Below are 19122 nucleotides of genomic sequence, written 5' to 3'. Positions count from 1 at the left end.
AGACAAACGAGATGACCGACAATCGCAATACCATCCTCGCCGTCATTCTGTCCGGCCTGGTGCTGATCGCCTGGCAGTATTTCTACAACGTGCCGCAGATGGAGAAGCAGCGCGCCCAGCAGCAGGCGCAGACCGAGCTCCAGAAGACGACGCCGCAGCCGACCGCCTCGGCGACGCCAGGCGGCGCGCCGGCGACGCCGGGCTCCGCGCCGCAGCCGGGCGGTACGGCCCAGCCGGCAACGCCGGCCGCGAGCCAGCCCCAAGCGGTCGTTCCGCGCGAGACCGCCATTGCAGCGAGCCCGCGCGTCAAGATCGAGACGCCGCGGATCGCCGGCAGCATCTCATTGAAGGGCGGCCGTATCGACGACATCGCGCTGGTGCAATATCGCGAGACGGTCGATCCGAAATCGCCGCCGATCGTCCTCTATTCGCCGTCGGGCACGGCGGAGCCCTATTACGCCGAGTTCGGCTGGGTTGCGGCGACGGGCGTGACGGCAAAGATGCCGGATGCCCAGACCGTCTGGCAGCAGGAGGGCAGCGGCAGCCTGACGCCGTCGACACCGGTGGTGCTGAAATGGGAGAACGGCGACGGCCTGACCTTCCGCCGCACCATCACCGTCGACGACCATTATCTCTTCACCATCAAGGACGAGGTGAGCAATGTCGGCAACGCCCCCGTCACGCTCTATCCGTTCGCGCTGATCTCGCGCCACGGCGCGCCGCATGTCTCCGGCTACTATATCCTGCATGAGGGCCTGATCGGCTATCTCGGCGAACACAGGCTGCAGGAATATGCCTACAGCAAGATCGACGAAGCCAAGCAGGTGAACTTCAAGGCCACCAATGGCTGGCTCGGCATCACCGACAAATACTGGGCCTCCGCGCTGCTGCCCGACACCAACGCCCAGCTCCAGGCACGTTTCTCGTCGAACCCGGTCGGCAAGGTCCATACCTACCAGACCGACTATCTGCTCGACCCCGTCACCGTCGCGATCGGCGGCACCGCGACGGCCAACGCGCGGCTGTTCGCAGGCGCCAAGGAAGCCGGCGTGGTCGGCATCAACTTCCCGCTCGCCGGCCTCGGCGGCTACAACAAGGCGCTTGGCCTCAACCAGTTCGACCTGCTGATCGACTGGGGCTGGTTTTACTTCCTCACCAAGCCGATGTTCCTCGGCCTCGACTTCTTCTACCGCTTCTTCGGCAATTTCGGCATCTCGATCCTGCTGGTGACGGTGATCGTGAAGCTGTTGTTCTTCCCGCTGGCGAACAAGTCCTACGCCTCGATGGCGAAGATGAAGTCGATCCAGCCGCAGCTGCAGGCGCTCAAGGAGCGCTATCCCGACGACAAGGTGAAGCAGCAGCAGGAGATGATGGAGATCTACCGCAAGGAGAAGATCAATCCGGTCGCCGGCTGTCTTCCCGTGCTGATCCAGATCCCGGTGTTCTTCTCGCTCTACAAGGTGCTGTTCGTCACCATCGAGATGCGGCACGCGCCGTTCTACGGCTGGATCAAGGACCTCTCGGCGCCGGACCCGACCAACCTGTTCAACCTGTTCGGGCTGATCCCGTTCGACCCGACCACGATTCCGGTGTTCGGCTATTACCTCGCGCTCGGCATCTGGCCGATCATCATGGGCATCACGATGTGGTTCCAGATGAAGCTGAATCCGACGCCGCCGGATCCGACGCAGCAGATCATCTTCAACTGGATGCCGCTGATCTTCACCTTCATGCTGGCGGGCTTCCCGGCAGGTCTCGTGATCTACTGGGCCTGGAACAACCTGCTCTCGGTGGTCCAGCAGAGCTACATCATGCGCCGCAACGGCGTGAAGGTGGAGTTATTCGACAATCTCAAGGCGACGTTCGCGAGGAAGGCGACGTAAGCGCCGTCATTGCGGGCGCAAATGCCTCCACACCGTCATGCCCGGGCTCGTCCCGGGCATCCACGTTTAGGAGGGTGCTGGACAGCCAGACGTGGATGGCCGGGACAAGCCCGGCCATGACGAGAGGATAGACCGCTCGCATGAACGACAAGACCGACGAGCGACTGATCGAGGCCGGGCGAAAACTGTTCGCCCGCGACTGGCAGTTCATCTGGGCCTCGCCTTCGATCCAATCGCTGCCGCCGATGGCGGGGCTGGAGATCGCCTTTGCCGGACGCTCCAATGTCGGCAAGTCGAGCCTGATCAACGCGCTCACCGGGCGCAACGCGCTGGCACGCACCTCGCATACGCCGGGCCGCACCCAGGAGCTGATCTTCTTCGAGGTCCCCGGCAAGAACGACCTGCGCCTCGTCGACATGCCCGGCTACGGCTATGCCAAGGCGCCGAAGAGCCAGGTCGCGTCCTGGACCGAGCTGATCCACAAATTCCTGCTGGGCCGCGCCAGCCTCGCCCGCGTCTACGTGCTGATCGACGCGCGGCATGGGATCAAGGACGTCGATCTCGAGGTTCTGAAGACACTCGATCGCTCCGCCGTCAGCTACCAGATCGTGCTGACCAAGGCCGACCAGGTGAAGGCCGCCGAGCTGCAGGCGCGCATCGCCGAGACCGAGGCCGCACTCGCCAAGCATCCGGCCGCGTTCCCGACCGTGCTCGCGACCTCGTCACGCAGCGCGACCGGCATGGAGAGCTTGCGCGCCGCGATGGCGAAGCTCCTGGAAGAGCGGGCCGCGTGATGCTGGCGCAGCGCCTGCTGATCGGGCTTGCCGGCTTGATGGGCGCCGCCGGCGTCGCGCTGGCCGCCGCCGCCGCCCATGGCGCGGACGCTAATCGTCTTGCCTCCGCCAGCACCATGCTGCTGTTTCATGCAACGGCCATACTCGCGACGATCGCCTTGCTCACGCGCGGCCTTCTGCACGGCGGAATTGGGCTCGTGGCGGCGTTCGGCTTCGCGATCGGTGCCGCGCTGTTCGCAGGCGACCTCACCTTGCGGCAATATGCCGGGCACACGTTGTTTCCGATGGCGGCGCCGACGGGCGGAACGGTGATGATTTTGGGCTGGCTGGCGGTGAGCGCGGCGGCGGTGGCGGCAAAAAGGTGATGCTCGTGTCCCGGACGCGGTGCGGCACGCAGTGACGCTCCGCAGAGCCGGGACCCAGAAGCGACATGGGCCCCGGCTCTGCAGCGCACCGCTGAAGAAGCGCTGCGCTGCGTCCGGGGCACGAAGACCACTTTGCGCCACGCCCGCCAATCGGATAGAACGCGCAGCATTCGACCCGCCAGCGAGACCCGCGACATGACCGACATCTCTCCGCTCGACCAGGCCCGCATCCTGTCCGAAGCGCTGCCGCACATGCAGCAGTATGACGAGGAAACCATCGTCATCAAATATGGCGGCCATGCCATGGGCGACGAGGAGACCGCGAAGAACTTTGCCCGCGACATCGTGCTGCTCGAGCAGACCGCGATCAACCCGGTGGTGGTGCATGGCGGCGGGCCGCAGATCGCGACCATGCTCAAGCGCCTCGGCATCGTCTCGGAATTCGCAGCGGGCCTGCGCATCACCGATGCCGCGACCATCGAGATCGTCGAGATGGTGCTGGCCGGCTCGGTCAACAAGCAGATCGTCGGCTACATCAACGAGGCCGGCGGCAAGGCGGTGGGGCTATCCGGCAAGGACGGCAACATGGTGAAGGCGACCAAGACGACGCGCACCATCGTCGATCCGGACTCGCATATCGAGAAGGCGGTCGACCTCGGCTTCGTCGGCGACCCCGAGAAGGTCGACCTCACTTTGCTCAACCAGCTGATCGGCTACGAGCTGATCCCGGTGCTGGCCCCGCTCGCGACCTCCAAGGAGGGCCAGACGCTCAATATCAACGCCGACACCTTTGCCGGTGCCGTCGCAGGCGCGCTCAAGGCAAAACGCCTGCTGCTGCTCACCGACGTGCCCGGCGTGCTCGACAAGTCGAAGAAGCTGATCCCGCAATTGTCGGTGAAGGACGCGCGAAAACTGATCGCCGACGGCACCATCTCCGGCGGCATGATCCCGAAGGTCGAGACCTGCATCTACGCCCTGGAGCAGGGCGTCGAGGGCGTCGTCATCATCGACGGCAAGATGCAGCACGCGGTGCTGCTCGAGCTCTTCACCAACCAGGGCACGGGCACGCTGATCCACAAGTGATGCAGGAGCGGCGAAGAAAAGAGGGCGTCATGCCCGGGCTTGACCCGGGCATCCACGTTCTTTCTTTGCCGAAGCAAGGCGTGGATGGCCGGGTCAAGCCCGGCCATGACGAACCGACAGAGCGTCGCCCACGCCGCTCCCCCCTCACCCGCTTCCTGATGACGCTGCCCGCGGCCGTCGTCTCCTTCTTCTTCTCCTCCGCGCCGGCGATCGCCGACCTCAAGATCTGCAACCGCATGTCCTATGTCGTCGAGGCCGCGATCGGCATCGACGACAAGGCCGCCACCGCGACGCGCGGCTGGTTCAGGATCGATCCCGCCGCCTGCCGCGTCGTGGTGCAGGGCACGCTGACCGCCGACCGCATCCTGCTCAACGCCCGCGCGCTCGGCGCCTACGGCGCGTCCCCGATCCCGCAAAGCGGCAACGACATGCTCTGCGTCGCGCAGGACAATTTCGTCATCGCGGCGGCGCGGCAGTGCCGCAGCGGCCAGACGCAGGTCCCGTTCACGCAGGTGACGCCGACGCAAGGCGCGGACGGCAACCTCGTCGCCTATCTCGCCGAGGATTCCGAATATGACGACGAGCAGGCGCGCCTCGCCGGCATCCAGCGGCTCCTGGTGATCGCAGGCTACGACGCCGCGCCGATCGATGGCGTCGACGGGCCGAAGACGCAAGCGGCGCTGGCCGCCTTTCTGAAGAGCCGCGGCTTGTCGGCCGACATCGTGGGCTCGCAAAACTTCTTCAAGACCATGGTCGATGCGGTGCAGACGCCGTCCGCGACCGGCCTGACCTGGTGCAACGACACGCCGCACAAGGTGATGGCGGCGATCGCGACCGACGACGGCAAGGCCGTGACGAGCCGCGGCTGGTATCGCATCGATCCCAAGACCTGCCTGCACCCCGATGTGAGCGGCCAGCCGAAGCAGATCTTCAGCTTCGCCGAAGCGGTCGACGCCGACAACCGCGTCGTGAAGCTGAAGGACAAGCCGTTGAACTGGGGCGGCGACAGGCAGCTCTGCACGCGCGAGACCAAGTTCGAAACCAGCGAGCAGACTGATTGCGGCGCGCGCGGCTTTGCGCCAACGGGCTTCGGTGCGGTGGACATGTCGAGCGGCGGCAAGACGCTGCGCTTTGCCGTGCCGTGAACGAGAGACTTGTGATGAGCCCACCCCGCAGCTTCAGCCATGTCGACACCTGGGTGTTCGACCTCGACAACACGCTCTATCCGCATCACGTCAATCTGTGGCAGCAGGTCGATGCGCGGATCGGGGAGTTCGTCTGCAACTGGCTGAATGTCGGGCCGAAGGAAGCGCGGGCGATCCAGAAAGACTATTACCGGCGCTTCGGCACCACGATGCGCGGCATGATGACTCTGCATGGCGTTCGCGCCGACGACTATCTCGCCTATGTCCACAAGATCGACCACTCGCCGCTGGAGCCGAACCCGGCGCTCGGTACGGCCATCGCAGGACTGCCGGGGCGAAAACTGATCCTGACCAACGGATCGGTCGACCATGTCGATGCCGTGCTGGCGCGGCTCGGCTTCGCCGGCCATTTCGACGGCGTGTTCGACATCATCGCCGCCGAGTTCGAGCCGAAACCGGCGGAGCAGACCTACCGCAAGTTCCTGAGGGATCATGTGGTCGATCCGACCCGCGCCGCCATGTTCGAGGATCTCGCCCGCAACCTCACCGTCCCCTACCGGCTCGGCATGACCACCGTGCTGGTGGTGCCCGACGGCACCAAAGAGGTGGTGCGCGAGGATTGGGAGCTGGAAGGCCGCGACGCCGCCCATGTCGACCACGTCACGGATGATCTGGCGGGGTTTCTGGCGGGGCTGTCACCACAATAACCGCTGTCGTCCCGGGGCGCGAAGCGAGCCCGGGACCCATAGCCACAGGAGTGATTGTGGCCCGAGATCGATAACTCCGAGTCCTCGCCAAACGAATTCCTGTGGTTATGGGTCCCGGGCTCGCGCTTCGCGCGCCCCGGGACGACGGTGGAGTATGCCTTGACTCTGCCCCTTCAAATCCCGAAAAAGCGCTCCAATTCCCGCGAAACCACGCGCTCCCCAGAGGAAATCACGATGTCCCTTGCAGCCCTCGAATCCACCATCAACAGCGCCTTCGAGGCGCGTGACGGCATCTCGACCTCGACCAAGGGCGAGGTGCGCGAGGCCGTGGACCAGGCGCTGGAGACCCTGGACAAGGGCGAGGCGCGTGTCGCCGAGCGCGGGGCTGACGGCAAGTGGAAGGTCAATCAATGGCTGAAGAAGGCCGTGCTGCTGTCGTTCCGCCTCAACGACATGGACGTCATTGGCGGCGGCCCCGGCAAGGCAAGCTGGTGGGACAAGGTGCCCTCGAAGTTCGAAGGCTGGGGCCCGAACCGCTTTCGCGATGCCGGTTTTCGCGCGGTGCCGGGCGCGGTGGTGCGCCGCTCGGCCTTCATCGCCAAGAACGTCGTCTTGATGCCGTCCTTCGTCAATCTCGGCGCCTATGTCGATGAGAGCACGATGGTCGACACCTGGGCCACTGTCGGCTCCTGCGCTCAGATCGGCAAGCGCGTGCACATCTCCGGCGGCGCCGGGATCGGCGGCGTGCTCGAGCCGCTGCAGGCCGAGCCCGTCATCATCGAGGACGATTGCTTCATCGGCGCGCGCTCGGAGGTCGCCGAAGGCGTGATCGTGCGCAAGGGCGCGGTGCTGGCGATGGGTGTGTTCCTGGGTGCCTCGACCAAGATCGTCGACCGCGAGACCGGCGAGGTCTTCATGGGCGAAGTGCCCGAGTACTCCGTGGTGGTGCCCGGCGCATTGCCCGGCAAGCCGATGAAGAACGGCCAGATCGGCCCGAGCACCGCCTGCGCCGTCATCGTCAAGCGCGTCGACGAGCGCACGCGCTCCAAGACCAGCATCAACGAGCTGCTGCGGGATTGATGCAAGGCGAGTAGCGAATGGCCAGTGGCGAATAGGGCGCGCGCCCTACGCGATTGGCTATTCACCATCAGCTGCCAGGATCGAACCCACCCTCCCTCTATCGCGACCAATTTCCGGGCGGTCCCGTTCCGCCCGGAGCCGTTCGCATGAACTGGACCTGGTACCTCTTCCGCTTCGACGGCCGCATTGGCCGCGCCGAGTTCTGGTACAGCCTGATCTTTGTCCTGTCCGGCATGATCCTGCTGCTCTTGCTCTGCCTGAGCGTCATGTCCGCGCTCGGCAGCGAGGTCAAATCCTTCAATCTGAATGCTGAGGACGTCTTCAAGATCGTCGATCCCGCGGCCTATCGATGGTCGCTGCTGGACGATTTGCCGCTGCTGCTGCTCAAGCTGGCCGCAACCGGATTGATGCTCTGGATCGATCTCGCGATCATGGTGAAGCGCCTGCATGACCGCAACAAGAGCGCATGGTGGCTACTTGCCTATTTCGTGCTGCCGGGCCTCTACAAGCAGTTCGAGGACCGCCTTCCGGACAGCTATTGGATGCTGCCGCTCGCGTTGGCGAGCGTCATCCTCCCCCTCGCCGCTTTCATCGAGACCGGCTTCCTGCGCGGCATCGTAGGGCCCAATCGGTTCGGTCCTGATCCGGCAGCCGAGGGCGATTCCACATCCGCCGCGCCTCCTGCGAAACGCTGGGACCAGAGCCGCGAGATCGAATTTGTCCCGCCCAGCGCTAGCCCACCCGGCGGCATGCATGTTAAGCGGGGCGCATGACCGATGCTCTCTCCATTGCCCGCGATCTGATCCGTTGCCCCTCAGTCACTCCGGCCGATGCCGGCGCGCTCGGGGTGCTCGAAAAAGCCCTGAACGAAGCCGGCTTCACCTGCCACCGCGTGACCTTCAGCGAGCCCGGCACGCCTGACGTCGACAATCTCTATGCGCGGATCGGCACTGAAGGCCCGCACATCACCTTTGCAGGCCACACCGACGTGGTGCCGCCGGGCGATGAGAGCGCCTGGAGCGTCGGCGCCTTCTCCGGAGAGGTGAAGGACGGCGTGCTGCACGGCCGCGGCGCGGTCGACATGAAGGGCGGCATCGCCTGCTCGGTCGCAGCGGTGCTGGAGCATCTGGCCGCCAACGGCGGCAAGCCGCGCGCGGATGGGACAGGCTCGATCTCGTTCCTGATCACCGGCGACGAGGAAGACGTCTCCATCAACGGCACCATCAAGCTGCTCAATTGGGCCGCCGAGCGCGGCGAAAAATTCGATCATTGCGTGCTCGGCGAGCCTTCCAACGTCGAGACGCTCGGCGACACCATCAAGGTCGGCCGGCGCGGTTCGCAATCCGGCACGCTCGTCGTCGACGGCGTGCAAGGCCATGTCGCCTATCCGCACCGCGCCTCCAATCCGGTGCCGGATATTTCGCGGCTGATCGTTGCGATCTCCGACGAGCCGCTCGACCATGGCAGCGCGCAATTCCAGGCCTCCAATCTCGAATTCGTCTCGGTGGATGTCGGCAACAAGGCCTTCAACGTCATTCCCGGCGAGGCCCGCGCGAAATTCAACATCCGTTACAACGACAACCACACCCAGGCGAGCTTGCGCGAATTGGTCGAGACGCGCCTCGCCAAGGCCTGCGGCAACCGCATCAAGGCCCGCATCGTCTGGGAGCCCTCGAACTCGAACGTGTTCGTGACCAAGCCGGGTCCGTTCACCGATCTCGCAGTGTCCGCAATCGAGGAGGTGACGGGCCGCAAACCCGAGCTGTCGACGTCAGGCGGCACGTCGGATGCGCGGTTCATTTCCAGCTATTGCCCCGTGATCGAGTTCGGCCTGGTCGGGCAGACCATGCACCAGGTCAACGAGCGCGTGCCGGTGGCGGATCTGGAAAAGCTGACGAAGGTGTATCGCGGGATTTTGGCAAGGTATTTTGCTTGAGGCACTGTTGCCTCCATAAACACAAGTGTCATCGCCCGGCTTGACCGGGAGATCCAGTATTCCAGAGACGGCAGCGATTGAGCCGAGAGGCCGCGGCGTACTGGATGCCCCGCCTTCGCGGGGCATGACACCGAGGGTTTAGTAAGAGCGTGCCCGCTCTCTGCGCCGCGCGCCTAATAATCCACCTTCATCAGATACAGCCCCTCGGGCGGGGCGACGATGCCGCAGGCGGCGCGGTTGCGGGCTGCGAGGGCGGCGGAGAGATCGTCGGCGGTCCAGCGCCCTTCGCCGACCCAGACCAAAGATCCCACCATCGAGCGCACCTGGCTGTGCAGGAACGAGCGTGCCGAGGTGATGATCGTGATCTCGCGGCCATCGCGCAGCACGTCGAGCTGGTCGAGCGTCTTCTCCGGCGATTTGGCCTGGCACTCGGTGTCGCGGAAGGTGGTGAAATCGTGCTTGCCGAGCAGGCGCTGCGCCGCCGCATGCATCGCGCCAGTATCGAGCTTGCGCGGCACGCGCCAGGCGTGGCCGACATCGAGCGCGAGATTGGCGCGGGTGTTGACGATGCGATAGCGGTAGTGGCGCTTGACCGCCGAGAAGCGTGCTTCGAAGGTGTCAGGCACGATCTCGGCCTCGAGCACCGCGATCGGATGCGGACGCAGATGCGCGTTGAGACCGTCGCGAAAACGGCCCGGCGGAAACTGCTTGTCGACGTCGACATGGGCGACCTGACCGCGCGCATGCACGCCGGCATCGGTGCGGCCGGCGCCGTGCACGCGCAAATCCGCTCCGGTCATCGCCTTCACGGCCGCCTCGAGCGCGCCCTGCACCGACGGCAGCGTGTCCTGCACCTGCCAGCCGAAGAACGGCGCGCCGTCATATTCGATGGTGAGCTTGTAGCGGGGCATCGTGTCCAGTTTCGCCGTCATTGCCCGCGAAGGCGGGCAATCCAGTACTCCGTAGCCTATCCGATTGACCGAGAAGCCTCGGCGTACTGGATACCCCGCCTTCGCGGGGTATGACAGTGTCAGGTGAATTTGGATCCCGACCTCAACGGCACGCCGCGCAGGAAGTCCGCGGCCTGCATGCGGGCCTTGCCCTCGCGCTGCAGCTCGATGATGCGGATGGCGCCGTCGCCGCAGGCGACGGTGAGGAGATCGTCGAGCACCTCGCCAGGGGCGCCGGCGCCTTTCGCCAATTCGCAGCGCAGGATTTTTACGCGCGCATTCTCGAGCTCGGCCCAGGCGCCGGGGAACGGCGACAAACCGTGGATGTGGCGCAGCACCGCGCGCGCGGGCTTGCTCCAGTCGATCCGCGCCTCGGCCTTCTCGATCTTGGCGGCGTAAGTGACGTCGTCCTCGCTCTGTGCCTTGAGCTGGAGGCCACCGCGTTCGAGCGCGGCCATGGCGCGCACCATCAGGTCGGCACCGAGGCGCGAGAGGCGATCGTGCAGATCGAGCGCGGTCATGCTGTCGGTGATTGCGATGCGCTCGGCCATGGCGACGTCGCCGGTGTCGAGACCGACATCCATCTTCATCACCATCACGCCGCTCTCGGCATCGCCGGCCATGATGGCGCGGTTGATCGGCGCCGCGCCGCGCCAGCGCGGCAGCAGCGAAGCGTGCAGATTGTAGCAGCCGAGCTTTGGTGCATCGAGGATCGCCTGCGGCAGGATCATGCCATAGGCGACGACGACGGCGGCATCGGCCTCGAAGGCGCGGAACTCCGCCAGCGCCTCCTCGGTCTTCAGCGTCTTCGGCGTCAGCACGGGAATTCCGAGCTTTCGCGCGGCGTCCTCGACCGGCGTCGGCTGCAATTGCAGGCCCCGCCGGCCGCCCGGCTTCGGCGCGCGGGTGTAGACCGCCGCGATGTCATGACCATGCGCGACCAGCTCGAGCAGCGTCGGCACGGAGAAATCGGGCGTGCCCATGAAGATGAGGCGGAGGGGCATCGACGGAGACCCCTACTCCGCCGCGCGCTTGGCGGCTTTCTCGAACTTCTTCATGACGCGGTCGCGCTTGAGCTTCGATAGATAGTCGACGAACAAGACGCCGTTGAGATGGTCGATCTCGTGCTGGATGCAGGTGGCGTAGAGGCCTTCGGCATCCTCCTCATGCACCTTGCCGTCGAGATCGGTGAAGCGCACGCGCACCTTCGCGGGCCGCTCGACCTCCTCGTAATATTCGGGGATCGAGAGGCAGCCTTCCTCGTACACCGACAGCTCCTCGGACGAGGCGATGATCTCGGGGTTGATGAAGACCCGCGGCAGCGGCTTGGTCTCGCCGTTCTCGTCGCGCTTGGCGAGGTCCATGGTGATGAGACGCAAGGGCTGCGCGACCTGGATCGCCGCCAGGCCAATGCCGGGCGCGTCGTACATGGTCTCGAACATGTCGTCGGCAAGCTTGCGGATCTCGGCCGTGACCTTCTCGATCGGCTTGGAGACCAGACGCAGCTGCTTGTCGGGCAGGATAATGATTTCTCTGAGGGCCATGGCCGCGATTTAAGCCGCGCGCCGGATGCGGTCAATGCGGCCAGGAACCCGTTAACCCCTCGCTAACCATAAAACTTCGCCTTTCGTTAACCATAAAAATTAGGGGGTGGTTAACCCCGATCGTTCCCTCTTCGTTCGCGAATATCGGCGAATCGCGTTAGAAGGGCCCATGAACGAGATCATTTTCATGCTGGGCGACTGGCCGGTGCGCACAATCGATGCGCTGATCGGCTTCGGCGCCCTCGTCCTCATCCTGCTGCTGGTCATCGCGGTGGTGATCGCGCGCTCGGGGCGGCGTGGCGCGGAACTCGCCATGGCGCATGCGATCCGGGCCGACGAGCTCGAGGAGCGCCTCAGCCAGGTGCTGCACGCCCAGAGCGAGGCCTCGGGGCGGGTCGACGCCATGACCCAGGCGCTGGCGGGACGTCAGGCCGAGATGGCGCGGGCGGTCAACGAGCGGCTGGATTCGGTGACGCATCGCGTCGGCCAGTCCATGGAACATTCGACCCGCAACACCATGGAGAGCCTGCGCGCGCTGCATGAACGGCTCGGCATCATCGACAACGCGCACAAGAATCTCACTGATCTCACGACGCAGGTGACGACGTTGCGCGACGTGCTCGCCAACAAGCAGTCGCGCGGCGCGTTCGGCCAGGCGCGGATGGAGGCGATTGTCCAGGACGGTCTCCCCAAGGGATCCTACGAGTTCCAGTTCACGCTCTCGACGGGCAAGCGGCCGGACTGCGTCGTGTTCCTGCCCGACCAGCGCCCGCTCTGCATCGATGCAAAATTCCCGCTGGAGGCGATGACGGCGCTGCACGACGCCCGCACCGACGAGGAGCGGCGCGTGGCCACGCAGCGGCTGCGCAGCGACGTCATGAAGCATGTCAGCGACATCGCCGAAAAATATCTCGTCACCGGCGAGACCCAGGAGATGGCGCTGATGTTCGTGCCGTCGGAATCGGTCTACGCCGAGATCCACGACGGCTTCGACGACGTGATCCAGAAGGCCTATCGCGCCCGCGTCGTGCTGGTGTCGCCGTCGCTGCTGATGCTCGCGATCCAGGTGATGCAGCAAATCATGAAGGACGCGCGCATGCGCGATGCCGCCGACCAGATCCGCACCGAGGTGATCAAGCTCGGCGACGATCTCGGCCGCCTGCGCGACCGCGTCCTCAAGCTGCAGAAGCATTTTGCCGACGTGAACGAGGACGTGCGCCAGGTGCTGATCTCCGCCGACAAGATCGAGAAGCGCGCCGGGCGGATCGAGGAGCTCGATTTCAGCAAGAGCGATGCGGTGGAGGGACCGCGGCTGGTGGCGACTGGCGCGGGCGAGTTGTTCCCGCGGAAGCTCCAGGCGGGGGAGTGAGATGTTCACCTCTCCCCGCTTGCGGGGAGAGGTCGGATGAGGGGGTACAGGTCTCACGGCCACCTCCCGTGTGGAGAGAAGCCCCTCACCCCAACCCTCTCCCCGTAAGAACGGGGAGAGGGGGAAGAGGCAGCGCCCCCAGAATCTGCTAACACCTCCCCATGACCGCACCCGACGCGACCTCCTCCGCCGTGACCGCCGCCCCTGCGCCCTCCTGGCGCGAGAGCCTTGCCGTTTACCTGCAGCCGCGGGTGCTGATCGTGCTGTTTCTCGGCTTCTCCTCGGGGCTGCCGCTGGCGCTATCAGGGTCGACGCTGCTGGTGTGGATGCGGGAGGCTGGGGTCGATCTCAAGACCATCGGGCTGTTCGCACTGGTCGGCACGCCCTACACGCTGAAGTTCCTGTGGGCGCCGCTGGTGGATGCGATGCATGTGCCGCTGTTCACCCGCGCCTTCGGCCGGCGGCGCGGCTGGCTGGTGTTCTCGCAGTTGCTCTTGATCATCGCGATCCTGCTGCTGGCGATGACCGACCCCGCACGCTCGCCGTTCTATGTCGCGCTCGGCGCGCTGCTGGTCGCAACCATGTCCTCAACCCAGGACATCGTGGTCGACGCGTTCCGGGTCGAGAGCCTGCCGGAGAGCGAGCAGGCCGCGGGCATGGCCGCTTACGTCGCGGCCTACCGCATCGGCATGCTGGTCTCGACGGCGGGCGCGCTGTTCATCGTCTCGGGCTTCGAGGGCACCGGCATTCCGCGCCAATCAGCCTGGATGTGGGGCTATGTGGTGATGGCGGCGATGGTGCTCATCGGGACGATCACGGCGCTGCTCGCGACCGAGCCCGAGCAATCGGCGCGGGCCGAGGCCGCGACACAGGCCGATACGGCTTTCGCGCGGGTTCTGCATGCGGCCATCGGCGCCTTCTCGGAGTTCCTGTCGCGCAAGGATGCGCTCGCTGCACTCGCCTTCGTGGTGCTGTTCAAGTTCACCGACGCCTTCTCCGGCACGATGACGGCGCCGTTCGTGATCGACCTCGGCTTCACCCGCAACGACTATGCGGCGATCGTGAAGGGCGTCGGCCTCGCGGCGACGCTGATCGGCGGCTTTGCCGGCGGTTTTGTCGCGCGGCGCTATCCGCTGGCGACGAGTCTGTGGATCGGCGGCGTGGTGCAGGCGCTCGCCAACCTCTCCTTCTCCTGGCTGGCCATCGTCGGCACCAACCAATGGGCGCTGGCGCTCGCCATCTGCGCCGAGAATTTCACCAGCGCCATCGGCACCGTGATCTTCGTCGCCTACCTCTCTGCGCTGTGCCAGAACCCGCTGCACACGGCGACCCAATATGCGCTGCTCACGGCGCTCGCGGCGGTGGGGCGGACCTATCTCTCATCCGGTGCAGGCTTCGTGGCGGATACCACGGGCTGGGCGATGTTCTTCGTGATCTGCGTGCTGGTGGCGATCCCGAGCCTGATGCTGCTGGCGTATTTGCAGAAGCGCGGGCATTTCGAGGCGCTGGGGCCGGTGAGGGTTTAAGCTGACGCTCTCACCACCGTCATTGCGAGCGAAGCGAAGCAATCCAGACTGCCCCTGCGGAACGATTTCTGGATTGCTTCGCTTCGCTCGCAATGCCGGCCGAGGGAGTGGAGCGCCCCTACTGCTTCTTGATCAAGCTCCACTTCGTGATCACGGCTTCGCTCATCTGGCCGGGATCGCTGGCGCAGGCGACCTCGTCCACCTTCACGGAGATCTCCTTGCCGACGAAGGATTTCAGCTGCGCGGCCTGCGCGTCGCTGGAGGTGACGAGCTGGAACGTCTCGGGGCCGGTTTCGAGATTGCACAGCCCGTTCGGCGGCGGCAGGCGGCGCGGTTCCGACGTGATCTGGTAGGTCGCGACGCGCTTGCCGTTCTTGACGTCGCGCACCTTCATCGCGTTGAGCTCGCCCGAGAGCACGTCGCCATTGTTGATCGGCTTGCCGGGCTTGGACGGCGGCGGCGCCTCGTCGCGTTGCTGCGCGGAGATGGCCGGGGTCACCAGCATCAGCATCGTCGCGACCAAAGCGAAGCGTGTGGCGAAAAGTTTCGTCATGTCGTCCGTTCCGTGGAAAGTCTGGATGGCTAGAACAGGGTGCGCTGCCGCATCGCAGCCGATAGCGTACCTTCGTCGAGATAATCAAGCTCGCCGCCGACGGGAACCCCGTGGGCGAGCCGCGTCACCTTCACATTGGCGTCCTGAAGCAGGTCGGTGATGTAATGCGCCGTGGTCTGGCCGTCCACCGTCGCATTCAGCGCCAGGATGATTTCATGCACCTCGGCTGCGTGGGCACGCGCCACCAGTGCGTCGATGGTGAGGTCCTGCGGGCCGACGCCGTCGAGCGGCGACAATGTCGCGCCGAGCACATGATAGCGACCCTGGGTCGCATTGGCCCGCTCCAGCGCCCAGAGGTCGGCGACGTCGGCGACAACGACGATGATGGAGGGGTCGCGCTTCGGATCGGTACAGACCGTGCAGGGATTTTGCGTGTCGATGTTGCCGCAGGTCTTGCAGACCTGGACCTTGTCCAGCGCCACCTGCAAGGCGCTCGACAGCGGCATCATCAGCGCTTCGCGCTTCTTGATCAGATGCAGCGCCGCGCGCCGCGCCGAGCGCGGACCGAGGCCCGGCAGCCGCGCGAGCAGCTGGACCAGCCGCTCGATCTCAGGACCTGCAACAGCGCCCATCTTATTGGCCGAACAGCCCCGGCGGCAGGCCGAGCCCGCCGGTGAGGGCCTGCATCTTCTCCTGCATGGCGGTCTCGGCCTTGCGGCGCGCATCACTGAGGGCGGTGACGAGCAGGTCTTCCAGCACCTCGCGCTCTTCGGCCTTCATCAGCGAAGGATCGATCCTGACTCCCTTGACGTCCATCTTCGCCGTCATGCGCACGGCGACGAGGCCGCCGCCGGAGATGCCCTCGACCTCGACGTTGGCGAGCTCGTCCTGCATCGCCTGCATCTTGGATTGCAGCTGCGCCGCCTGCTTCATCATGCCGAGAAAATCAGCCATGGGTGCGTGTCCTTGAAAACAAAGAATTGGCGCTAGAGATCGTCGTCGCCGTCGGAACCGTCAGGCGGATCGTCGCTGCCATAGTCGGCGTTAATATTGGTCTCCGGCGCCTCGGGGGCAAGCCTGCGGACCTCGACGACCTTGGCGCCGGGGAAACGCGACAGCACCTCCTGCACGCGCGGATCAGCTTCCGCGGTACGGGCATGCTCCTGCTTGGCCGCCTGGTTCACCGAGCGCAGCGTCGGCTGTCCCTGCTCGTTCGAGACGATCACGGTCCAGCGGCGGCCGGTCCACAGCTCGAACTTCTTCGCAAGCTCCGAGATCATGGTCTTGGAGGCGTTGGGCTCGAGCGCGACCTCGAGCCGGCCCTCCTCGAAACGCACGAGACGCATGTCGCCTTCGAGCGCGCCCTTGGTCATGAGGTCGCGCTTCTGCCCGGCGAGCGCAACCAGCTGGGTGAAGCTCGTGATCCGCAGCTGGGGTGCCGCCCCTTGCGGATCCGGCGCGGGCGCCGCCATCTGAGGTCGGGCGCCACCGCCAAACGCAGTCGGAGACGATGTCGGCATCCGCACAGGTGCTGGCGAAATCGGCGCAGCGGAGGCAACCGGCGCGGCGGGGGCGCCGCTGCGCGCGCTACTTCCACCGCTCACGACCGGCGAGCCGCCGCCGTTCTGCTCGAGCATCTTGATCGCTTCGTCGGGCGTCGGCAGGTCGGCGACATAGGCGATGCGCACCAGAACCATTTCCGCCGCGACCGCGGGGCGCGTTGCGGCCTGCACCTCGGTGATGCCCTTGAGCAGCATCTGCCACATCCGCGACAGCACGCGCATCGAGATCTTCGAGGCGAACTCCTTGGCGCGCACGCGCTCGGTCTCGCCATAGGCGACGTTGTCGGCAGTCGCCGGAATGACCTTCACACGGGTGACGAAATTGACGAACTCTGCGAGGTCCGAGAGCACGACGATCGGGTCGGCGCCGACATCGTACTGGTCACGGAACTCCTTGAAGGCGGCCGCGATGTCGCCGCGCGCCAGCGACTCGAAGAGGTCGATGACGCGGGTGCGGTCGGCGAGGCCCAGCATCTGCCTGACCGCATCGGCCTTCACCTGCCCCGCCGCATGCGCGATCGCCTGGTCGAGCAGCGACAGCGAATCGCGCACGGAGCCTTCCGCGGCCCGCGCGATGATGCCGAGCGCCTCCGGCTCGATCTCGACGTTCTCCCTGGCCGCAATACTGGCGAGGTGCTTCATCAGCACGTCGGCCTCGACGCGGCGCAGGTCGAAGCGCTGGCAGCGCGACAGCACCGTGACCGGAACCTTGCGGATCTCGGTGGTCGCGAACACGAACTTGGCGTGCTCCGGCGGCTCCTCCAGCGTCTTCAGGAAGGCGTTGAACGCCGCCGTCGACAGCATGTGGACTTCGTCGATGATGTAGACCTTGTAGCGGGCGCTGGCGGGGGCATAGCGGACGCTGTCATTGATCTGGCGGACATCGTCGACGCCGGTATGGGAGGCGGCGTCCATCTCCAGCACGTCCATGTGCCGGCTTTCCATGATCGCCTGGCAATGCACGCCCAGCGTCGGCATGTGAATGGTCGGCCCCTTCACCGATCCATCCGGCATCTCATAGTTGAGGGCACGGGCGAGGATTCGCGCAGTGGTGGTCTTGCCGACGCCGCGGACGCCGGTGAGGATCCAGGCCTGCGGGATGCGCCCGGTCTCGAACGCGTTGGAGACGGTGCGGACCACGGCCTCCTGCCCGATCAGGTCGTCAAATGAGGAGGGGCGGTATTTGCGCGCCAGCACCCGGTAGGGCGCGTTGCCGGCCTGACCGGCGCTGTCGGGATTGGGAGGGGCGCCAGCGTCGGTCATCGGTCGATCCGCAATGAAATGTCTCTTGGCCGGCTTTTGCGGAAAGGAGCGCGCTGGCGGCTGGTGCCGCCGGCGCTGGTTCGCTCGGAAAAACAGGTAGGAGACTGACGAGCGACCCGATCCGGACCTCGTTAGGGCTGCTTCCTTCCGGACCTGACCCGGTTGGCGAGTGGCTCGTCCACCGCCAATCTCCCGGTCCCTATTTGGGGCCAAAGGGAGCGGAAAGCAAGCGGGTATCGGCTCTTGCCGCTTGATCCTGCCCAGCATCCGGGCAAATTTCGGCCTGCCCAGCCGATAGGCTGTGCTTTCGCTGCCGGGACCACCTTGCTAAGAACGCTGCCGGAACTCCACCCAACCAGAAAAGCGATTGATCCCAATGGTTACACGTCGTGATGTTGCATCGATTGTCGGACTTGGCGCCGTGGCCGCGGCCGCGCTGGCTGCGCCGGCGGTAGCCCAGACCGCCGATCCGAACGAATCGACCTTCGCCCGCATCCGCCGGACCAAGAAGATGCGGATCGGCGCCGTCGGCGGCGGCGCGCCCTATTACATGAAGGATCTGTCCAGCGGCCAATGGAAGGGCTTCTACATCGACATCGCCAAGGGCCTCGCGGACGACATGGAGGCCGAGCTCGAGATCACCGAGACCACCTGGGGCAATTCGGTGCTCGACCTGCAGGCCAACAAGATCGACATCTTCTTCGGCCTCAACCCGACCCCAAAGCGCGCGCTGGTGATCGACTTCTCGGTGCCGGTCTTCAACAACGCCTTCGCCATCCTCTGCAAGAAGGATTTCAAGCCGAAGAGCTGGGCCGAATTGAACTCGCCCGACATCAAGATCGCGGTCGACCAGGGCTCCTCGCATGACCAGGTCGTCAGCCGCCTGACGCCGAAGGCGCAGATCACGCGGCTGAAGACCGCCGACGATGCCACCGCCGCGCTGCAGACCGGCCGCGTCGACGCGCAGTGCCTGATCACCATGCTGTCGCTGACCGTGCTGAAGAAGAACCCCGCGCTCGGCCAGCTCGTGCTGCCGACGCCGATCTTCGCCACCACCTCGAATGCCGGCTTCCGCCGCGAGGCCGACAAAACATGGCGCGACTACGTCAACACCTGGATAGACTTCAACAAAGGCCTCGGCTTCATCCGCAACGCCATCATCACCAACATGGAGCTGGTCGGCGTGACGGAAGCGGACATTCCGCCGGGCGTGTCGCTGTAAGAGTAATGTTCGAGGCCGGCTCGCTCCGCACACTCCACTCCGCCCCCTCCACCGCTTGCGGGGGAGGGTCGGGGAGAGGGTGCCTCCACGGAGAGACTCCCCCAGAGGAAAGAGCCCTCACCCGCATCGCATCTTCGATG

General features: G+C 65.5%; 19 protein-coding genes and 1 other RNA gene. 12 read left to right on the top strand and 8 right to left on the bottom strand.

Features of this window, described 5'->3' with window-relative positions; all coding sequences use genetic code 11:
• The first annotated feature begins 11 nt into the window (after positions 1 to 11).
• The 9 genes from yidC to dapE all read left to right on the top strand — a co-directional run bounded on the left by yidC (position 12) and on the right by dapE (position 8993).
• Complete coding sequence (gene yidC, locus AB7M16_RS22245; RefSeq protein WP_172786716.1) at positions 12 to 1883, top strand: membrane protein insertase YidC; 1872 nt, start codon at positions 12 to 14, stop codon at positions 1881 to 1883.
• Between the two features lie 140 nt (positions 1884 to 2023).
• Positions 2024 to 2677 carry a ribosome biogenesis GTP-binding protein YihA/YsxC gene (gene yihA / locus AB7M16_RS22240; protein WP_453945233.1) on the top strand — a complete coding sequence of 218 codons (654 nt, stop codon included), beginning with the start codon at positions 2024 to 2026 and terminating at the stop codon, positions 2675 to 2677.
• Entirely contained in the window at positions 2677 to 3042 is a 366-nt protein-coding gene (locus tag AB7M16_RS22235; RefSeq protein ID WP_453947241.1) for a DUF423 domain-containing protein, read from the top strand. Before yihA ends, AB7M16_RS22235 begins: the two co-directional genes overlap by 1 nt.
• Positions 3043 to 3237: 195 nt before the next feature.
• On the top strand, positions 3238 to 4125 hold the full coding sequence (gene argB, locus AB7M16_RS22230; protein ID WP_130363552.1) for an acetylglutamate kinase: 888 nt from the start codon (positions 3238 to 3240) through the stop codon (positions 4123 to 4125).
• 29 nt (positions 4126 to 4154) lie between these two features.
• Positions 4155 to 5270 (top strand): DUF1036 domain-containing protein, encoded by a 1116-nt coding sequence (locus tag AB7M16_RS22225; protein ID WP_453945232.1) that lies wholly within the window; start codon positions 4155 to 4157, stop codon positions 5268 to 5270.
• A 14-nt stretch (positions 5271 to 5284) separates the two neighbouring features.
• The gene (locus AB7M16_RS22220; protein WP_453945231.1) at positions 5285 to 5977 is read left to right on the top strand and encodes a pyrimidine 5'-nucleotidase; all 693 of its coding nucleotides are present in this window, start codon (positions 5285 to 5287) and stop codon (positions 5975 to 5977) included.
• Between the two features lie 234 nt (positions 5978 to 6211).
• Positions 6212 to 7057, top strand: a complete 846-nt coding sequence (gene dapD, locus AB7M16_RS22215) for a 2,3,4,5-tetrahydropyridine-2,6-dicarboxylate N-succinyltransferase (protein WP_025032495.1) — start codon at positions 6212 to 6214, stop codon at positions 7055 to 7057.
• Positions 7058 to 7203: 146 nt separating this feature from the next.
• On the top strand, positions 7204 to 7830 hold the full coding sequence (locus AB7M16_RS22210; RefSeq protein WP_453945230.1) for a DUF805 domain-containing protein: 627 nt from the start codon (positions 7204 to 7206) through the stop codon (positions 7828 to 7830).
• The gene (dapE, locus tag AB7M16_RS22205) at positions 7827 to 8993 is read left to right on the top strand and encodes a succinyl-diaminopimelate desuccinylase (RefSeq protein WP_439402081.1); all 1167 of its coding nucleotides are present in this window, start codon (positions 7827 to 7829) and stop codon (positions 8991 to 8993) included. Before AB7M16_RS22210 ends, dapE begins: the two co-directional genes overlap by 4 nt.
• A 173-nt stretch (positions 8994 to 9166) precedes the next feature.
• Here dapE and truA read toward each other — a convergent pair whose 3' ends face one another.
• The 3 genes from truA to def form a co-directional block, all read right to left on the bottom strand.
• Positions 9167 to 9904: a tRNA pseudouridine(38-40) synthase TruA gene (truA, locus tag AB7M16_RS22200; protein ID WP_439402080.1), complete on the bottom strand. Its 738-nt coding sequence runs from the start codon at positions 9902 to 9904 to the stop codon at positions 9167 to 9169.
• A gap of 119 nt (positions 9905 to 10023) precedes the next feature.
• On the bottom strand, positions 10024 to 10947 hold the full coding sequence (gene fmt, locus AB7M16_RS22195; protein ID WP_453945229.1) for a methionyl-tRNA formyltransferase: 924 nt from the start codon (positions 10945 to 10947) through the stop codon (positions 10024 to 10026).
• 12 nt (positions 10948 to 10959) lie between these two features.
• Positions 10960 to 11487 carry a peptide deformylase gene (gene def, locus AB7M16_RS22190; RefSeq protein WP_036041776.1) on the bottom strand — a complete coding sequence of 176 codons (528 nt, stop codon included), beginning with the start codon at positions 11485 to 11487 and terminating at the stop codon, positions 10960 to 10962.
• Positions 11488 to 11656: 169 nt separating this feature from the next.
• Here def and AB7M16_RS22185 point away from each other — a divergent pair, with 169 nt between their 5' ends.
• A complete protein-coding gene (locus tag AB7M16_RS22185) occupies positions 11657 to 12856 on the top strand; it encodes a DNA recombination protein RmuC (RefSeq protein WP_439365475.1) in 1200 nt (399 codons plus the stop codon).
• 161 nt (positions 12857 to 13017) lie between these two features.
• Entirely contained in the window at positions 13018 to 14382 is a 1365-nt protein-coding gene (locus AB7M16_RS22180; protein ID WP_172786705.1) for an AmpG family muropeptide MFS transporter, read from the top strand.
• Between the two features lie 118 nt (positions 14383 to 14500).
• Here the strand turns inward: AB7M16_RS22180 and AB7M16_RS22175 are convergent, their stop codons facing one another.
• The 5 genes from AB7M16_RS22175 to ffs form a co-directional block, all read right to left on the bottom strand.
• The gene (locus AB7M16_RS22175) at positions 14501 to 14935 is read right to left on the bottom strand and encodes a hypothetical protein (RefSeq protein ID WP_172786704.1); all 435 of its coding nucleotides are present in this window, start codon (positions 14933 to 14935) and stop codon (positions 14501 to 14503) included.
• A gap of 29 nt (positions 14936 to 14964) precedes the next feature.
• Positions 14965 to 15567 (bottom strand): recombination mediator RecR, encoded by a 603-nt coding sequence (gene recR, locus AB7M16_RS22170; protein WP_025032504.1) that lies wholly within the window; start codon positions 15565 to 15567, stop codon positions 14965 to 14967.
• A gap of 1 nt (position 15568) precedes the next feature.
• On the bottom strand, positions 15569 to 15889 hold the full coding sequence (locus tag AB7M16_RS22165) for a YbaB/EbfC family nucleoid-associated protein (RefSeq protein ID WP_172786703.1): 321 nt from the start codon (positions 15887 to 15889) through the stop codon (positions 15569 to 15571).
• Positions 15890 to 15921: 32 nt separating this feature from the next.
• A complete protein-coding gene (locus tag AB7M16_RS22160; RefSeq protein WP_453945228.1) occupies positions 15922 to 17760 on the bottom strand; it encodes a DNA polymerase III subunit gamma/tau in 1839 nt (612 codons plus the stop codon).
• 96 nt (positions 17761 to 17856) lie between these two features.
• An RNA gene (gene ffs, locus AB7M16_RS22155) (signal recognition particle sRNA small type) lies at positions 17857 to 17953 on the bottom strand.
• Positions 17954 to 18136: 183 nt separating this feature from the next.
• Here ffs and AB7M16_RS22150 point away from each other — a divergent pair.
• Positions 18137 to 18982, top strand: coding sequence for a transporter substrate-binding domain-containing protein (locus AB7M16_RS22150; RefSeq protein WP_212259598.1), 846 nt, complete (start codon positions 18137 to 18139; stop codon positions 18980 to 18982).
• Positions 18983 to 19122 lie beyond the last annotated feature (140 nt).

This window comes from Bradyrhizobium sp. USDA 372 (assembly GCF_053629095.1).
Note: the sequence above shows the minus strand (reverse complement) of the source record. Positions and strands in the feature narration are given on the sequence as shown.

What these genes read in the sequence shown, in the direction of transcription:
- yidC (WP_172786716.1), top strand. Translation starts at nt 12, where the DNA reads ATGACCGACAATCGCAATACCATCCTCGCCGTCATTCTGTCCGGCCTG.
- AB7M16_RS22185 (WP_439365475.1), top strand. Translation starts at nt 11,657, where the DNA reads ATGAACGAGATCATTTTCATGCTGGGCGACTGGCCGGTGCGCACAATC.
- dapE (WP_439402081.1), top strand. Translation starts at nt 7,827, where the DNA reads ATGACCGATGCTCTCTCCATTGCCCGCGATCTGATCCGTTGCCCCTCA.
- dapD (WP_025032495.1), top strand. Translation starts at nt 6,212, where the DNA reads ATGTCCCTTGCAGCCCTCGAATCCACCATCAACAGCGCCTTCGAGGCG.
- AB7M16_RS22220 (WP_453945231.1), top strand. Translation starts at nt 5,285, where the DNA reads ATGAGCCCACCCCGCAGCTTCAGCCATGTCGACACCTGGGTGTTCGAC.
- argB (WP_130363552.1), top strand. Translation starts at nt 3,238, where the DNA reads ATGACCGACATCTCTCCGCTCGACCAGGCCCGCATCCTGTCCGAAGCG.
- AB7M16_RS22225 (WP_453945232.1), top strand. Translation starts at nt 4,155, where the DNA reads ATGCCCGGGCTTGACCCGGGCATCCACGTTCTTTCTTTGCCGAAGCAA.
- recR (WP_025032504.1), bottom strand. Translation starts at nt 15,567, where the DNA reads ATGGGCGCTGTTGCAGGTCCTGAGATCGAGCGGCTGGTCCAGCTGCTC.
- AB7M16_RS22160 (WP_453945228.1), bottom strand. Translation starts at nt 17,760, where the DNA reads ATGACCGACGCTGGCGCCCCTCCCAATCCCGACAGCGCCGGTCAGGCC.
- AB7M16_RS22175 (WP_172786704.1), bottom strand. Translation starts at nt 14,935, where the DNA reads ATGACGAAACTTTTCGCCACACGCTTCGCTTTGGTCGCGACGATGCTG.
- fmt (WP_453945229.1), bottom strand. Translation starts at nt 10,947, where the DNA reads ATGCCCCTCCGCCTCATCTTCATGGGCACGCCCGATTTCTCCGTGCCG.
- def (WP_036041776.1), bottom strand. Translation starts at nt 11,487, where the DNA reads ATGGCCCTCAGAGAAATCATTATCCTGCCCGACAAGCAGCTGCGTCTG.
- AB7M16_RS22180 (WP_172786705.1), top strand. Translation starts at nt 13,018, where the DNA reads ATGACCGCACCCGACGCGACCTCCTCCGCCGTGACCGCCGCCCCTGCG.
- AB7M16_RS22150 (WP_212259598.1), top strand. Translation starts at nt 18,137, where the DNA reads ATGGTTACACGTCGTGATGTTGCATCGATTGTCGGACTTGGCGCCGTG.
- yihA (WP_453945233.1), top strand. Translation starts at nt 2,024, where the DNA reads ATGAACGACAAGACCGACGAGCGACTGATCGAGGCCGGGCGAAAACTG.
- AB7M16_RS22235 (WP_453947241.1), top strand. Translation starts at nt 2,677, where the DNA reads ATGCTGGCGCAGCGCCTGCTGATCGGGCTTGCCGGCTTGATGGGCGCC.
- AB7M16_RS22165 (WP_172786703.1), bottom strand. Translation starts at nt 15,889, where the DNA reads ATGGCTGATTTTCTCGGCATGATGAAGCAGGCGGCGCAGCTGCAATCC.
- AB7M16_RS22210 (WP_453945230.1), top strand. Translation starts at nt 7,204, where the DNA reads ATGAACTGGACCTGGTACCTCTTCCGCTTCGACGGCCGCATTGGCCGC.
- truA (WP_439402080.1), bottom strand. Translation starts at nt 9,904, where the DNA reads ATGCCCCGCTACAAGCTCACCATCGAATATGACGGCGCGCCGTTCTTC.